The following is a 15084-nucleotide window of genomic DNA, read 5'->3' as shown; positions in this document are numbered from 1 at the left end:
GGGTCCGGTTGCGGGAGTGTCCGCGGCATGGATGCCGCGGCCAAGCCCCCATGGACGGGTTTACGGCGTCTCCCGCAACCGGACCCACCCCGCCATCCCACGGAATGCACGCTGTTGCTGTTGCTCATGCTCTGGCTTGTAGCGCAGGTGCAGGGCTGCAAGCCCTGCCGAACAACCCTCTACTTTGCCTGCTCGCAGAATTTCTGCCGGTACTCGAGTGCCTTCGGCATCAGCGCCTGCAGGTTCTGGATGCGGGTACCCGGGTTCGGGTGGGTCGAGGAAAACTCCGGTGGCGACTGGCCACCGCTGGCCTGGCCCATGCGCTGCCACAGCGGCACCGCCTCGCGTGGATCGAAGCACGCCGCTGCGGCCAGCATCAGCCCCACTTCATCGGCCTGCGTCTCGTGGCTGCGCGCATACGGCAGCAGGTACCCATAACCCATCGCCGACATCATCATCTGTTGCTGCTGCGCATCCATGCCGCTGGCGGCGCCGGCCACCTGCCCGATCTGGGTCAGCTTCTGCTGGGCCATGCGCTGTGCACCGTGGCGCAGCAGCGCGTGGGCAATCTCATGGCCCATCACCACCGCCATCGCATCACGGGTGCGCGCCACCGGCACCAGCCCGGTGTAGACCGCCATCTTGCCGCCCGGCAGGCAGAACGCATTGGCCTGCTCGGACGGGATCACATTCACTTCCCACTGGAAATCCCGTGCGAAATGCGCCGGCTGCACGCCGTGCTCCTGGGCCAGCGCGGTCTCCACCACATCGACCTTGGCAATCAGCCGCTGGGCAATGTCGCGCACATCGCGCGCGATCGGCGCATTGGGATCCATCGGCCGTTCCTGCGACAGGATCTGCTGGTAGGCCTGCAGCCCCAAAGCAGTCTCCTGCCGCGCATCCAGGCTGCTGTCGATCATCACCTTCTCGCCGGTATACGGATCCACCGTGCGGTTGGAAAACCAGTAGAAGACCGCATAGCCGGCGGCCAGCAACAGCACCCACCAGCGGATGTTGCCGAACAGGCCGCGCCGTTGCGGGCCTTGCGGCGAGCGGGAGAAGGGATCATTGCGCATCGGGTCGGCTTCCAGCAGGCCCCGCCGGCCGGCGGGCACGGCGCAATCTTAGTGCGCCGATGCCCGCAGCGGGTGAAGCCGGCCGCCGATCAGATGCCACGTACCAGGCGGAAGCCGATGCGCGCGTTGGTGGTATCCGAGTCCTGGGATTGCCGCCAGGCGGCACGGGTCTGCTCCGGCGCATTGGCCCAGTTGCCACCCCGGATCACCCGTGCGCGGCAGCCCGGGTTGAACCAGGCAGCGCCATCGGAGGGCGCGCGCCGGTAGCTGGCATGCCAGCAATCGGCCACCCATTCGCTGAGATTGCCGCCCATGTCGTGCAGGCCGAAGGCATTGGCCTGGAAACTCCCTACCGGTGCCGGCCCCCACCAGCCATCGCCATAGCCGATGAAGGCGTTGTGCCAATGCCGCCCGGACGGCGACACGTCCTTGCTGCCGGTGAAATTACCACTGCCCGGCGGCGGCGTGCCGGCATCGCCCCAGGGGTAGCGACCACTGCTGCCACCGCGCAGCGCGTACTCGAACTCTGCTTCACTGGGCAACCGGTAGCTGCGCCCGGTCTGCTCGGACAACCACGCCGCATAGTTTTCGGCATCGCGGATGCTGACGTGCATCACCGGCGAATTGGCCATCGCGCGGCCACCGTCGTAATCCGAGCGCCAGTCCACCCCGCTGCGGCGGATGAAGTTGCCGCTGCGTTCGTCATAGACCACCGAATGGCCGCGCCGCGTCGCCCGGGGGCGCGCATTGGTCGCCTTCACGTAGCGCTGGAAATCGCTGACCGTGACCTCGGTGATCGCCATCGCAAAGCCTCGATCAAAGCGCACATAGTGCGATGGTCGCTCGGCATCGCTTGAACCCGGCTCGGCATCGCCGGCGCCCATCTGGAAACCGCCATGCGGCACCACCACCATCTGCGGCCCGCGTCCGCCATCGCGCATGGCGTCGCTGAACACCTGGCCCGGGCGGAAGCTGCCGTAGTGGGTGGCCAGGTCGATACGCTCACGCAGCTGGGCCACCACCGCGTCTCCCGGCAGGGCTATGCGCAGGGCCTCGGCCAGTTTCTCGCGCGCCGGCTTCAGGCCCTGCGGCGTGGACAGGTCGCGCAGGCCGTCATCGCGCAGCTGCAGCAATGCCGCCGCACGGATCTGCTCGATGCGCTCGAACGCGTCGGCGATGGTGGGCGACGAGTCGCGCACCTTGCTCGCTTCGGCCAGCCAGGTGCCGGCGCTGGCGAAATCGCGCGTGCGTGCCGCGTCTTCGGCGCGGCGGATCAGTCCGCTTTCGGCGGCGGCCAGCCCCTGCCGTGCGCGACTGTTGTTCTCATCCAGTGCCAGTGCCTCGCGGAAGTTGCCAATGGCCCCGTCCCCGTCCTCGCCGATCCGGTCCGAGCGCAGGTCCTCTTCGCCGGCGCGGTTATAGGCCACCACCCGCTGGGCAAGCTCCACCCGTCCCTGCAGTGCGCGCACCTTCTCCTCCTTCGGCGCCAGGGTCAGCAGCACCAGCGCCTGGCGGCTGGCCTCGGCCAGCGCCTCGCGCTGCTTCAGCGGCCGCACCAGCAACGCATCCGCCTGCTGCTGCAGGCGCTGGCGGGTGCGCTGCAGGCCTTGGCGGGCCTGGCGGTCATCCGGGTCCTCTTCCTGTACCGCCAGCCACAGCGGGATGGCGGCATCGGCATCCTCATAGAGCCGTCCTTCGGCGAACGCCTGCTCGGCGGCGCGGCGCAACTGGGCCAGGCTGCGCCCCTGGCGGTCCACCCGCGGTGGCGTCCACTGCTGTACATCCTCGGCGGCATCCTCACCGGCGATGGTCACGCTGCCCTGCCCGGCCTGCGGGCGCTCGTCGCTGTCAGCGTCCGCGAAGGGGCGCGCCTGTTCCCCGGCACTCCGGTCCGTTGCCGTGGGGGGCGACGGCGTGCAGCCGGCCAGGGCCAAGGCCAGGGCGGTGCACAGCACGGGCGACAACGAAAAACGCAAGCAGAGCCTCCTTCGGCACGGACGCGCACCGACGTTAGGCTATTCTCCCCTGCCTGAGCAAACCCGAGTAGTAGGCCCTGACCCGTGGCAACCTGGATCACCACCCCCGCCGAGCTGGATGCGTACTTCCAGCAGCGCCCGACCCGCATCGGCCTGGATACCGAATTCATCCGTGAACGCACCTTCTGGCCGCAGCTGGCCCTGGTGCAGATGGCGGTCGGGCAGGACATCCTGCTGATCGACCCGCTGATTCCCGGCATGACCGAGGCGCTGGCGCCGTGGCTGGCCGATGAATCCATCACCAAGGTGATGCACAGCGCCAGCGAAGACCTGGTCGCCTTCAAGTGGGCGTGCGGCGTGCTGCCACGGCCGCTGTTCGACACCCAGATCGGTGCTGCGCTGGCCGGCATCGGCGGCGGCATGGGCTACCAGAAGCTGGTGGCGGAAATCACCGGCGTCGCCCTGGCCAAGGGCGAAACCCGTTCGGACTGGATGCGCCGCCCGCTTTCGGAGTCGCAGCTGCAGTATGCAGCCGACGACGTCGAGCACCTGTTCGCGCTGCATGACGCCATTGATGCCAAGCTGCAGGTACTCGGCCGCCAGCAGTGGCTGCACGACGATGGCGAGCGCCTGCTGGCCAGCGTCGCCAATGACGAAGACCGCTGGCCGCATCTGGCGATGCGCTCGGCGCAGTTCCTCGACGCGGCCGCACAGCACCGCCTGCTGCGCCTGCTGCGCTGGCGTGATGTGCAGGCACGCAACAGCGACCGCCCGCGAAGCTGGATCCTGGACAACGAACTGGCCGCCACCCTGGCGCGCACGCCACCGGCCGACGAGGCTGCGCTGGGCAAGCTGTTCGAGCAGTTCCCGAAGGCACCGCGCAAGCTGGCCGGTGCGGTCTGGCAGGCGCTGTCCACACCGCTGGCCGATGAGGCCGGGGCACCTCTGGCGCTACCTGCCAACGACAGCAACAAGCAGGCGCTGAAGAAGCTGCAGGATGCCGTGGCCGAACGCAGCCGCGAGCTGGGACTGCCAGATGGCATCCTTGCCTCGCGCAAGCACCTGGAAAGCTATCTGGAACGCCGCCAATGGCCGGCAGCACTGGCCGGCTGGCGCCAGCAGGAACTGGAATCGCGACTGCAGGCACTGTTGCCGGCGAACTAGCAACCCGCTTTGGCCGCCTCACGGGGCGGCCCTGCCAATGCTCGACAAGGACGTTGCTGCATGCCTGCATGGCCCTCTTCCGGCATGTCACGATGGATGATCGGCTCGCTACTGCTGGCCAGCAGCACCGTCACGGTCACAGCAGCGTACCCGGCCTCCTGTCCATCCTCCTCTGGAGTTTCCGTAGTGGAGACACTCGAGTACATGCGCGATGCGCTGTCGCGTGGCGATCGTGAGGCCGCCATCGAAGTGATGCGGGAACCACAGCGCTACCGTGCGCTGTTCAAGGATCCACAAGGGGCAGAACGTTACCTCGCTCTCGCGCAGCAGGTCGCCGACGACGCGCAGCAGCACCCCTGCATGGATCGCAGCAGCCAGCTAAACGCCTACGCGGCACTGACGGGCGGGCTGGATCTCGCCCGTTCGGTTCACTACCTCACGCTGTCGGCACGCCTGATCGAACAGGACCCCGCTGCCAGCGAGCAGGACAAGCTCGAACCCTGGCTGCATCCGCATGCCCTGATGCACGGCTATTTCCAAGCCGGTGGCGGGCTGGCCCTGGACGGCGCCGTGCCCGGCGTGGATCGCGCCGGAATCGAGGCGTGGAGACAGGGCCAGGGTACCCTCGCCTACCGGCCCGAGCTGCTGCTTGCATTTCCGCTGCACATGGACGATCCGCAACGCGAACGCCTGTTCCGGGTGACGGGATTCACCTTGCTGCCGACTTCCCAATGGCACGACCGCGCCGCGCTGCGCGCACTCATCCACAGCGACGCCTATCTTGACTGGGTGGATTCGCCCCCCCTGCATCTCGCCTCGCGGCTGTCGATGGCACTGGAGGAAATGGCGACGCCGCCCTGGCCGGAACATCTGCGTGCAGCGGGTTACCAGGTCCACGGAGAAGCCTTGCACGATGATGCAGCCGATCCGGATTGAATCTCTGCCTCAGGCAAGCCTTCTGCTGAATGCCACCGACACGGCAGCCGCATGTCCTGCTTGCCGCCGCTGACGACCGCGCTTCTAATGTCCAGCCTCGTACTCGCTGGATTGCAGCAATGACAAACGGATTTGCAAAAGACGGGCTTTCCCCCGAAGACCTTGCCTGGCGCGTGCAGGCGCGCACTGCGCTGCAGGAACGGCGCTATGCCGAACTGGATGCGTTGCTTGCTCCACATGAGCAGGCCTGGCTGCAGGGAAAGAATGCGTTGCCCGGCATCCGCTGGCGCCTGCGCAACCTGCAGGACAAGGTCCTGACGCTTGATGAGCGCCTGCAGCAGGCACAGCGATGGGTCGCCGCCGCACCACACAGCTACTACGCCTGGCTGCGCGTGGGTGCGTGCTGGCAGGATGCTGCCGGCGAACTGCGCAGCGCCGACGTGGCCGCACTGGTGGAGGACAGCCAGTGGCTGGCCGCGCAACTGGCCCGCGACCACGCCGTGCACGCCTACCTGCAGGCGATCCCGCTGTCGTCGCGCCCGGCACTGGCGCTGGATGGCATCAAGCGCATCACCAGCTACCTGCGCGAGCCGAACTGGCTGCTCGCGCTGCAGGCCGGGCAGCCAGCGCAGTCTGACGAAGCTGCATTGGCTGAACATTATCCGCAGGCGTGGCCGCAGGCGCTTCAGCTTCTGTCGCGCTTCGGTGCACCGCTGCAGGACCTGCCCGACAGCCTGCCGCCGCTGCTGCACGACCGCAGCCAGGACGACTTCGATGCGCCGCTGGCGTACTGGATGCGCCTGGTGCTGGAACAGCGCCCCGACGATCCGAGCACGCTGGAAGACACCCTGTACTTCCTGTACCCGCGCTGGGGTGGCAGCCACGAAGCGATGGAAGCCTTCATCGAGGGCAGCTGGTGCCGCGGCCTCGACCTGGCGCAGAGCAATGCACTGCGCTGGCGCAAGGCACAGGACTGGCTGGCCGAGCTGCCACAGCGCGATGACAGCGAAACCGTAGCGGCGCACGAGCGGGCGTACACGCAGATCCTCGACTGGCACCTGGACCGCAACCTGCGCGCGGAGGTCCTGACCCAGCGTGCCGGGCTGCGCTATCGGCTCGGCCGCGATGAGGATGTCGAGAACGATGTCCGATGGGACGCCCAGCATATGCAGGCGGTGTTCGAGGATCTGCAGCAGGCCTGGACGCTGGACCGCGACATGGTCCTGCATGAAGGCCTCAGCAATCTCGAAGCCTGCACCTGGTTTGCCCATGTCGATGGTGCCGAAGCGCTGTTCGCCCAGGTGGTGGACTACGCCGCACGCGAAGGCGATTCAGCGATCGGCCTGCTCTGGGCCGCGACGGCCATCGAGCATGGGCTGCTTGGCCAGACCGCCGGTCCGGTACGCGCTGCGCCCTTGCTGCAGCGCGCATTGAAACTGGGACCGCAGGAGAACACCTCTGCGGTCACGTTCGCGGCCAACCTGTTCTGCGATGTCTCGCAGGCCGCAGGCCTGTCGCTGTTGCAGCGCATGGCCGACGACGGCGACGCCGGTGCGATGTCCGCACTGTGCGACCTGTACAAGGGCCGCCTGGGGGGACGCGACCAACCGCAGTTCGTCGATGCAGAGAAGGCAGCGTACTGGCAGGAGCGCGCCGTGGAAGGCGGCGACCTGATCGCCACCTACAACCTCGGCGTGCGCCTGGTCGCTGCCGGTGGCGCCGACAACGAAGCGCGCGCTAGAGAGCTGTACCTGCGCTGCCTGCAGGACGCCGAAGCCGGTGAACGCGTATGGGGCCCGACCTGCCGCAACCTGGCCTGCCTGGCCCTGGACGGCCAGAACGACGCGCACAAGCGCGAAGCGGTGGAGCGTGCGTTGATTCCGCTGTGGTGGCGCGGCGATGACGACGACAAGCTGTGGGCCGCCGGTTACCTGGCCGACATCTACCACTTCGGCAACGGCGTCCCGGCCAATGCGTTCCTGGCGCTGACCTGGCTGCAGCGCGCCAGCGAGATCGATCCGGAGTATGTGGACGTGGTGCGCATGGCGCCGCTGATCAACGGCGAGGGCCGCTGGTTCGGTGCCAGCCGCGCACGCAAGCAGCAGGAACAGGACCGCCAGCAGGTGGACAGCGCCACCTGGGCCCTGACCTTCGGCCAGCGCAGCCAGGACAGCGACCTCACCGCGGTCTGACGCAACGAAAAGGGCGGCCCGGATCACCGGGCCGCCCTCTTGATTCAGGCAGTGCGATGGCAGGCTGGCCCGCCATCGCGACAGCGCATTACCAGTTCATGTTCAGCGAGACACCGACGGTGCGCGGCTCGTTGTAGACCGCGGCCATGTAGTTCTCGATCACACCCTTGAGGTTCTTCTCGTTGGTGATGTTGCGCGCGAACAGTGCCACTTCGTAGGCACCGTAGTCGCCCGAGTAGCCGATCTTCAGGCCCCCCTCGAAGTCACCCTTGGAGTTGAACTCCTTGCTGTCGTACAGCACGAAGCTGGTGTAACCCTGCTTGTTCCAGTCGGTGGAGACGAACATGGTGCCGGCATCGCTGACCGGGAAGTCGTAGCGTGCTGCGAGGTTGACGTTGTACTTCGGCGCGTTCGGCAGCGGGTTGCCGTCGATCTGGGCGAAGGTGTTGGCACCGACCTTGATGGTCGGATCGCCGACGGTGCAGACCACCTGGCCGTTGAGGCCGCAGACCTGCGCGTAGACGCGCTTGTCCTTGATCTCGCTGTGCAGCAGGCTCAGGCCGGCGCTCAGGGTCAGGTTCGGGATCGGGCGCAGCTCCATGTCCGCTTCGAAACCGTAAGCCTTGGCCTTGTCGGCGTTGAACAGCACGCCGTTGCCGTCCGAATCGTTGCCGTTGAGCTGGATGTCGTTGACGGTGTAGGTGAACGCGGTGGCGTTCAGGCGCAGGCGGTTGTCCCACAGGCTGCTCTTCACGCCCGCTTCCCAGGACAGGATCGTCTCGGAATCGGCGGTGGTGAAATCGGCATTGAACACCGCCGAACGGCCCTGGATGGTCGGGCCGCGGAAGCCGCGTGCGACCTTGGCGTAGACGCTCACGTCCGGCGTGATCTGGTACATCGCGCTCAGATCCCAGCTCGGGGTGGTGTCGGACATCTTGACGTCGGTGCGGCCCTTGTAGGTGACCACGCCGGCAGCGGTGTCCGCGGTCTTCAGCAGGCGGGTGTGCTTCTCGTCCTTGGTCTGGCGCAGGCCGGCGGTTACGGTGAACTTGTCGGTGAAGGCGTAGCTCAGCTGGCCAAAACCGGCCCACGAGGTGTTCTTGTTGCGCAGGCGCACCCAGTTGTTCGGGTTGCGGGCCGCGCCCTGCAGGAACCATGCACGCTGGTAGAAGTCGGTGGTGTCGCTGCCGTTGAAGTAGAACGCACCGGCCTGCCACTGCAGGGCGCTGTCGTCATGGCTGGCCAGGCGGAATTCCTGGGTCCACTGGTCCAGATCACGGATGCGGCCCATCGACTGGCCGTAGCCGTTCGGCACGCCGTTGACCGGGAAGTTCACCGCGGCACCACCGTCGGTGTCGCCACGGCTGTAACCGGAGGTGGTTTCGTAGGCGGTGATCGAAGTGAAGTCGATCGCACCGAAGTCGTAGCGTGCCTTCACCGAGCCGCCGTAGGTCTTGTAGGCCTGCGGGTTGTTGTCGGCTTCGTCGTAGGCGACCTGATCGCGCGGCACGTCGGTCTTGTTCGAGCCCTTGGTCAGCGCACCGCGCAGGAACAGGGTCGAGGTGCCTTCGTAGTCGCGGGCGTGGGCCGAGGCCAGGATCGAGAACTGGTCGCTCGGGGTCAGCAGCAACTGCGCGCGCACGTTGCGGTCATCGAAGCCGCCCATGGCGTTCTTCTTCGGGCTGACCGTGCCGTCGGCACTCGGGCCCTTGTAGGTGTTGTCGACGTAGTCGTCGCGGTGCTGGTACAGGGCCGACACGCGGAACGAAGCGATATCGTTGATCGGGCCACCGAAGCCGCCGTCGATCGACACGCTGTTGTAGGTCGCGTAGCTGGCGCTGACGCGGCCGGTGTAATCCTGGGTCGGCTTCAGGGTGTCGAACTTGATGATGCCGGCGGTGGTGTTGCGGCCGAACAGCGAGCCCTGCGGGCCGCGCAGCACTTCCACCTGGTCCACGTCATAGACCGGGTTGGACTTCAGCACCACGTGTTCCAGCACCACGTCGTCCTGGATGATCGACACCGGCTGCGAGGCACCCAGGTAGAAGTCGATGTTGCCCAGGCCACGGATGTAGAAGCGCGGGAAGATGCGACCGGTGGTGGTTTCCGCATACAGGCTCGGCACGCGGCCGGACAGCGCCAGCAGAGTGTCGTCGCCGCCGGCGGCGAAGTCGCGCATGCGCTCGCCCTGCACCACGCCCACCGAGACCGGCACTTCCTGCAGGTTCTGCTCACGGTGTTCGGCGGTCACGGTGATCGTGTCCAGGCCAGTCGGGGTCGGCGCGCTGTCCTGCGCGGCGGCACCGAAGCTGCCGACCAGGGCCAGGCCGGCACAGGCCAGGGCCAGCGGATGGCGGCGGAAGGAAACAAAGGAAGACGACATACCCGACAGGCGGCGGGAATCGGAATGGGAGGGCATGAAATGCTCTGAGGAGGCGTCCGTGCGGCCTGCGCGAGCCGGGCGGCAAAAAGGAGGAAAGCTGCGCAAGCCGCCATTATCCCCCAAATTGTTACGATTTCGTTGCGCGAGGCTCAAGCCCATCGAAACAAGCGGTTTCGGCACAGTCAGCTGCTGATGTGCCGCATGTCTCGATATGAAATTCCTTGATCGGCTTGGCAAGGGGCAAGCGCTTGGCTAGACTGAAGCCCTGCCGTGGGGCCATAGCTCAGCTGGGAGAGCGCGTCGTTCGCAATGACGAGGTCAGGAGTTCGATCCTCCTTGGCTCCACCACTATTCAGAAGAACCCGTAGATCTCCGTGATCTGCGGGTTTTTTCTTTTCAGCGCCCGCGGCTCAGGCCGGCTCCTCGCCGCCGTCCTTGCGCTGCGGGCTGCGCGAGTGCGTATCGCGCACCTGTTGATCGCGCTGCCCCGGCCGCTGCTTGGCCACGTCGTCCTGCTTCCTGTCCTGGCGGCTTTCCTGGATGCCCTGCTTCGGGTCGCCGTGGTCTTTATCGTGCTCGCTCATCGAAAACTCCCTCGTCGGCGGGGGCCGACGCTGCCTCCACGCTAGAGCGGATCGGGTAAGTCTCCAGTCAGTTTGGTGCGAACGCTGTGTGCAGCCCGCGGCTTGCAGCCATCGGCAAGGTGCATCCAGAATCCGACGCACTATGCATACCGGGTGCACCATGCCCTCTTCTGTCCAGCATACAGCACACGCCGTGCCGATGATCCTCGATGCGACCGACGGCAGCCTCCGGCTCGGCGACCTGCCGGCCTTGATCTGCCCCACCCTCTCACTGGATGAAGCGCGCATCGGATTTGCCGTCTTGGTAAGTGGCGAGCGCGACGTCGGCACCGGCTATCACTGGCTCAGCCTGCACCGGCTCAGCCTGGGTGGTGCGCCCGCTGGCATCAGCCTGTGCTTCCACGGGCAACAGCTCGACATGGTGACGATGGGCGTCAGTCTGCCTGGTGCGACACTGGAAGACGGCTGGCCGACCCAGGCCGCGATCGATGCCGAAGTCGCCTTCATGCGCCGCACGCTGGGTGCGGCGCTGGGTCGCAAGCTGAGCGGCGGCCAAGCCCGGTTCGACTGGGGCGAAGCCTGGGCCCGATTCGATCCGAGAGGCTTCATGGCCAGCAGCGGCATTCGCTACTCACCACGCACGTGACCGCGCTCAGGTACGGGTGATCGACACCCCACCCTCCACGCGCATCGCGGTACCAGTAACGAAACTGCTCTCATCGCTGGCCAGGAACAGCGCCGCATTGGCGATCTCCTCCGGCTCGGCGAGGCGCTTCAGTGCGTGCAGCGAGCGCACGAAGTCGCGGGCATCGCCGGTCGGTGCGGCCTGCCGGCCCATCTCCGTATCGGTGCCACCGGGCAGCAGCACGTTGCTGCGCACGCCGCGCGCACCGTATTCGGCGGCGATCACCTGGCTCAGGCCGATCAGCCCGGCCTTGCTTGACGCATAGGCCGCCATGCCCGGGAATCCCACGGTGTGGCCGACGAAGGTACCGACGAACACCAGCGAGCCTCCGCCGCGCGCCAGCAGTGCCGGCAACTGCGCGCGTGCGGCATGGAAGGCGGCGTCGAGATTGGTGGCCATCACCTCGCGCCAGGCATCCACCGGAAACTCCGCCGCCGGCACGCCCGGGCCGAGCATGCCGGCATTGTTGAGGGCGATGTCCAGGCCGCCGAAGGACTGCTGGGCCAGATCGACCAGTGCCTGCGCCGTGCCGGGGTTGGCCACGTCGGCGGCATGCACCACGGCTTCGCCACCGGCAGCGCGAATCTGCTCGGCCAGCGCCTGCAGCGGCTCCGGCCGCCGTGCGTTGAGCACCAGCTTTGCTCCTTCGGCAGCGAAGCGCAGCGCGCTGGCGCGGCCGATACCGGCGCTGGCACCAGTGATGAGAGCGATCTTGTTGTTCAGGCGCATGGTCGTGGTACCGGTTGTGAAGTGGCCGCCACGATGCCGTGCCTTCGGCCCGCCAACACTCCGTTTCCGGGCCTCACAGATGAGTGCAGGAAACGGAGTTTCCGCAGCACCGGCACGTGCCAGAATCCGGCCATGGACAGTACCGCCACCACCGCCCTCGATGCCCGCGTCGTACGGGTCTGCCGCCACCTGCAGACCAGCCTCGACGAACCCTCGCTGCAGGAGCTGGCCGATATCGCTGGCTGCAGCCCGACGCGCCTGCATCGCCTGTTCAAGCAGGCCACCGGGCTGACTCCCAAGCAGTACGCCACAGCGCTGCGCGCCGACCGCCTGCGCACCGGGCTGGAACAACAGGAACGCATCACCGACGCCTTCCACGATGCTGGCTTCGGTTCCAGTGGACGCTTCTACGAGAACGCACCGAAGTTACTGGGCATGACGCCCAAGCAATGGCGTGCAGGGGGGCGCGGCGAAGTCATCCACTTCGCGCTTGCCGAAAGTTCCCTTGGCAGCGTGCTGGTGGCCAGCAGCGGGACCGGCGTGGTCGCGATCCTGCTCGGCGACGATCCGGAGACACTGCTGCAGTCGCTGCAGCAACGCTTCCGCCAGGCCGAACTGGTCGGCGCCGACCAGGGCTATGAACAACTGGTGGCACAGGTGGTGGGCCTGGTCGAGGATCCTTCGCGAGGCGCTACGCTGCCGCTGGATATCCGTGGCACCGCATTCCAGCAACGTGTATGGCAAGCGCTGCAGCAAATCCCACGTGGGCACACTGCCTCGTATGCAGATATCGCCGCGCGTATCGGTGCGCCGCGCTCGAGCCGTGCCGTCGCACGCGCATGCGCAAGCAATCCGTTGGCGGTGGCCGTGCCCTGCCACCGCGTGGTGCGCCGCGATGGCGACCTGTCCGGTTATGCGTGGGGCGTAGCGCGCAAGCGCGAACTGCTGCGCCGGGAAAAGGCCTCGACTGCCTGAAGTGGGTGCCGACCATGGTCGGCACACCGCCAAGCCCTCAATCCAGCTTCACCACCAGCTTGCCGAAGTTGCGCCCCTGCAACAGCCCGAAGAACGCCTCCGGCGCATTCTCCAGCCCTTCCACCACATCCTCGCGGTACTGGATGCGGCCGTCGCGCAGCCATTGCGGCATCTCGCGTTCGAACTCCGGCCACAGGTGGTTGAAGTCGTGCACGATGAAACCACGCACGGTCAGGCGCTGGCGCAGGATCTGGCTGAACAGCGCGGGCAACCGGTCCGGGCCGGGCTGCTCGACGCCCTGCTCGTTGTAGGTGGCGATGGTGCCGCACACCGGAATGCGGGCGAAGTCGTTGAGCAGCGGCAGCACTGCATCCAGCACGTGCCCGCCCACGTTCTCGAAATACACGTCGATACCCCTGGGCACCGCCGCACGCAGCTGCGCGGCGAAATCCGCGGCGCGATGATCCAGCGCCACGTCCACGCCCAGCGTCTGCAGATAGGCACGCTTGGCTTCGCCGCCGGCGATGGCGACCACGCGCGCGCCCTGCAGCTTGGCCAGCTGGGCCACGGTCGCGCCCACCGGCCCGGTCGCGGCAGCCACTACCAGCGTCTCACCCGGTTTCAATCGGGCGATTTCATGCAGGCTGGAATAGGCGGTGAAGCCGGGCATGCCATACACGCCCAGCGCGGTACTCAGCGGCAGTCCGGCCGGGTCCAGGCGGCGCCCCAGTACCTTGGCCGGCAGCACCGCGTGGGTCTGCCAGCCCCCCGGCGCCAGCACCAGCTCACCTGCGGCTACGCCCTCGGCGTTGGACTGCAGCACCTCGGCCACGGTCTGCCCTTCCATCACCGCGCCCACCGCCACCGGCGCGGCATACGATGGGCCCTCGTCCATGCGTCCACGCATGTACGGGTCCAGCGACAGACAGCGGTTGCGCAGCAGCACCTCGCCATCGGCCAATGACGGCAACGCAACCTGTTCCAGGCGGAAGTTGGCTGCACGTGGCGCCCCCTGCGGACGCGACGCAAGCACGATGCGGGAGGTGGTCGAGGGATCGGACATGGCCAGGTCTCTGCTGTTGCCAGCATCAGGAAAGGAGTGCCGACACTACGCCGCAGCCATCCCCGATGGCGGCCACGAAAACAGCGTTCCATTGCCCGGACCGGCACGGGTCCGGCGCAGCCCTTGCCCTTGCGGCTTTGGCGATCGCGGCGATCTGCTGATTTCCATCGCAGACGATGATCGACTGGCCACGCCCTGCCCCACAATGGAGGATCAAGCACTTGCGAGCGCGCAGACGGCAATGTGAAGAAATCTTGGCAAAACGCTTGCCGAAGGCAGCCAACCTCCGTAATATACGCGTCCTTGGCAGCGACCTCGCTGCAACGAAACACGTGGCCGAGTAGCTCAGTTGGTAGAGCAGGGGATTGAAAATCCCCGTGTCGGCGGTTCGATTCCGTCTTCGGCCACCACTTTCGAAGGCCTGCAGAAATGCGGGGCTTTTTTTTCCGGAAACCGGGTTTGATCACGGTTGCCACACAATTTGGCCGAGTAGCTCAGTTGGTAGAGCAGGGGATTGAAAATCCCCGTGTCGGCGGTTCGATTCCGTCTTCGGCCACCATCTTCAGAGACCTGCAGAAATGCAGGTCTTTTTTTTTCGCGACCGTGCCTGCCGTCTCTGTAGTACCGTCCTTGGTTCACTGCATGGAGCACTGATGACATGGATGACACCCCTTCCCTGTCCCAACTACAGCAATCGCTGCGACGCCTGCAATGGCTGGTTGCCGGGCTGTCCGTATTGTTGCTTGGCTTGGCCGCAGTCACGGCCTGGCTGCTTCCGCAGCGCGATGCCCCATTACACGTCGATCTTTTGAGCACGCGGCAGCTGCGGGTACTCGACGAGCACGGCGTGGTACGGGTGGAGATTGGCCAGGACAGCGTAGAAGAAGGGCGACGAAGCCGCGCTGCCGGCATCCTGATTTTCGACGCTTCCGGCGCCGAGCGAGGCGGCCTGAGCACGTTCGAGGACAACAGCGTCGCTCTTGCTCTGGACGCCCCGAAGGGACAGGGCGAGGACCGGTGGCGGGACCGGGCCGGACTCCGTGTGGACGCCGACGGCTCCGCGCAACTGCTGCTGACCGACAATCTGACCCGCGGCGCAGTACGCCTGCATTCCAAGGGAACTGGCGGCGGAGGGCTGGACACCTTCAAATGGGATATGAGCAGCGGCACGTTGCATACGCGGACACTTACCTTTGACGGCGACGAACGCAGTCAACGCCCGTTCGAGCAGTAGCCCCTGACGACGGCAATGGTGCCGGCGCATGGAACCTTTACACGCGCCCGTGGCCGCTCGCCTAAGCTCAGGACTCCTGACCGGAGT

Annotated in this window: 12 protein-coding genes and 3 tRNA genes; 9 read left to right on the top strand and 6 right to left on the bottom strand. The window is 66.6% G+C overall.

What is annotated here, in order from left to right:
* Positions 1–179: 179 nt before the first annotated feature.
* Entirely contained in the window at positions 180–1076 is an 897-nt protein-coding gene (locus V3B46_RS20460; protein ID WP_049401698.1) for a M48 family metallopeptidase, read from the bottom strand.
* Positions 1077–1165: 89 nt separating this feature from the next.
* The gene (locus tag V3B46_RS20455) at positions 1166–3052 is read right to left on the bottom strand and encodes a formylglycine-generating enzyme family protein (RefSeq protein WP_329892751.1); all 1887 of its coding nucleotides are present in this window, start codon (positions 3050–3052) and stop codon (positions 1166–1168) included.
* A gap of 84 nt (positions 3053–3136) precedes the next feature.
* On the opposite strand from V3B46_RS20455, the gene rnd reads away from it, so the two are divergent.
* The 3 genes from rnd to V3B46_RS20440 all read left to right on the top strand — a co-directional run bounded on the left by rnd (position 3137) and on the right by V3B46_RS20440 (position 7344).
* Complete coding sequence (gene rnd, locus V3B46_RS20450) at positions 3137–4216, top strand: ribonuclease D (protein WP_164171714.1); 1080 nt, start codon at positions 3137–3139, stop codon at positions 4214–4216.
* Positions 4217–4420: 204 nt separating this feature from the next.
* Positions 4421–5152, top strand: coding sequence for a hypothetical protein (locus V3B46_RS20445; protein WP_154264063.1), 732 nt, complete (start codon positions 4421–4423; stop codon positions 5150–5152).
* 119 nt (positions 5153–5271) lie between these two features.
* Positions 5272–7344 (top strand): DUF4034 domain-containing protein, encoded by a 2073-nt coding sequence (locus V3B46_RS20440; RefSeq protein ID WP_329892750.1) that lies wholly within the window; start codon positions 5272–5274, stop codon positions 7342–7344.
* A gap of 88 nt (positions 7345–7432) precedes the next feature.
* Here the strand turns inward: V3B46_RS20440 and V3B46_RS20435 are convergent, their stop codons facing one another.
* Positions 7433–9763 (bottom strand): TonB-dependent receptor, encoded by a 2331-nt coding sequence (locus tag V3B46_RS20435; protein ID WP_329892749.1) that lies wholly within the window; start codon positions 9761–9763, stop codon positions 7433–7435.
* Positions 9764–9999: 236 nt separating this feature from the next.
* Here V3B46_RS20435 and V3B46_RS20430 point away from each other — a divergent pair.
* Positions 10000–10075 (top strand) — tRNA-Ala (locus tag V3B46_RS20430).
* Positions 10076–10137: 62 nt separating this feature from the next.
* Here the strand turns inward: V3B46_RS20430 and V3B46_RS20425 are convergent.
* Positions 10138–10311 carry a hypothetical protein gene (locus V3B46_RS20425; RefSeq protein WP_197630600.1) on the bottom strand — a complete coding sequence of 58 codons (174 nt, stop codon included), beginning with the start codon at positions 10309–10311 and terminating at the stop codon, positions 10138–10140.
* A gap of 160 nt (positions 10312–10471) precedes the next feature.
* On the opposite strand from V3B46_RS20425, the gene V3B46_RS20420 reads away from it, so the two are divergent.
* On the top strand, positions 10472–10957 hold the full coding sequence (locus V3B46_RS20420) for a hypothetical protein (RefSeq protein WP_329892748.1): 486 nt from the start codon (positions 10472–10474) through the stop codon (positions 10955–10957).
* Positions 10958–10963: 6 nt separating this feature from the next.
* Here V3B46_RS20420 and V3B46_RS20415 read toward each other — a convergent pair whose 3' ends face one another.
* Entirely contained in the window at positions 10964–11725 is a 762-nt protein-coding gene (locus V3B46_RS20415; RefSeq protein WP_032130300.1) for an SDR family oxidoreductase, read from the bottom strand.
* A gap of 132 nt (positions 11726–11857) precedes the next feature.
* Here V3B46_RS20415 and V3B46_RS20410 point away from each other — a divergent pair, with 132 nt between their 5' ends.
* The gene (locus V3B46_RS20410; RefSeq protein ID WP_154353028.1) at positions 11858–12700 is read left to right on the top strand and encodes a bifunctional transcriptional activator/DNA repair enzyme AdaA; all 843 of its coding nucleotides are present in this window, start codon (positions 11858–11860) and stop codon (positions 12698–12700) included.
* Positions 12701–12737: 37 nt separating this feature from the next.
* Here V3B46_RS20410 and V3B46_RS20405 read toward each other — a convergent pair whose 3' ends face one another.
* Positions 12738–13763, bottom strand: coding sequence for an NADP-dependent oxidoreductase (locus tag V3B46_RS20405; RefSeq protein WP_329892747.1), 1026 nt, complete (start codon positions 13761–13763; stop codon positions 12738–12740).
* Between the two features lie 334 nt (positions 13764–14097).
* Here V3B46_RS20405 and V3B46_RS20400 point away from each other — a divergent pair.
* From V3B46_RS20400 to V3B46_RS20390, 3 genes are all read left to right on the top strand, one after another.
* Positions 14098–14173, top strand: a tRNA-Phe gene (locus V3B46_RS20400).
* Positions 14174–14246: 73 nt separating this feature from the next.
* Positions 14247–14322 (top strand) — tRNA-Phe (locus V3B46_RS20395).
* 99 nt (positions 14323–14421) lie between these two features.
* Positions 14422–14997, top strand: a complete 576-nt coding sequence (locus V3B46_RS20390) for a hypothetical protein (RefSeq protein ID WP_154264067.1) — start codon at positions 14422–14424, stop codon at positions 14995–14997.
* The last annotated feature ends 87 nt before the right edge of the window (positions 14998–15084 follow it).

This window comes from Stenotrophomonas sp. SMYL11, assembly GCF_036320005.1.
In the GTDB taxonomy this organism is placed as follows: domain Bacteria; phylum Pseudomonadota; class Gammaproteobacteria; order Xanthomonadales; family Xanthomonadaceae; genus Stenotrophomonas; species Stenotrophomonas maltophilia_A.
This window is presented reverse-complemented; position numbering and strand designations above follow the sequence as displayed.

Bases quoted from the DNA above. Each gene is read 5' to 3' on its own strand.
- V3B46_RS20460 (WP_049401698.1), bottom strand. From the start codon at position 1,076: ATGCGCAATGATCCCTTCTCCCGCTCGCCGCAAGGCCCGCAACGGCGC.
- V3B46_RS20445 (WP_154264063.1), top strand. From the start codon at position 4,421: ATGCGCGATGCGCTGTCGCGTGGCGATCGTGAGGCCGCCATCGAAGTG.
- V3B46_RS20440 (WP_329892750.1), top strand. From the start codon at position 5,272: ATGACAAACGGATTTGCAAAAGACGGGCTTTCCCCCGAAGACCTTGCC.
- V3B46_RS20435 (WP_329892749.1), bottom strand. From the start codon at position 9,763: ATGCCCTCCCATTCCGATTCCCGCCGCCTGTCGGGTATGTCGTCTTCC.
- V3B46_RS20425 (WP_197630600.1), bottom strand. From the start codon at position 10,311: ATGAGCGAGCACGATAAAGACCACGGCGACCCGAAGCAGGGCATCCAG.
- V3B46_RS20420 (WP_329892748.1), top strand. From the start codon at position 10,472: ATGCCCTCTTCTGTCCAGCATACAGCACACGCCGTGCCGATGATCCTC.
- V3B46_RS20415 (WP_032130300.1), bottom strand. From the start codon at position 11,725: ATGCGCCTGAACAACAAGATCGCTCTCATCACTGGTGCCAGCGCCGGT.
- V3B46_RS20410 (WP_154353028.1), top strand. From the start codon at position 11,858: ATGGACAGTACCGCCACCACCGCCCTCGATGCCCGCGTCGTACGGGTC.
- V3B46_RS20405 (WP_329892747.1), bottom strand. From the start codon at position 13,763: ATGTCCGATCCCTCGACCACCTCCCGCATCGTGCTTGCGTCGCGTCCG.
- V3B46_RS20390 (WP_154264067.1), top strand. From the start codon at position 14,422: ATGGATGACACCCCTTCCCTGTCCCAACTACAGCAATCGCTGCGACGC.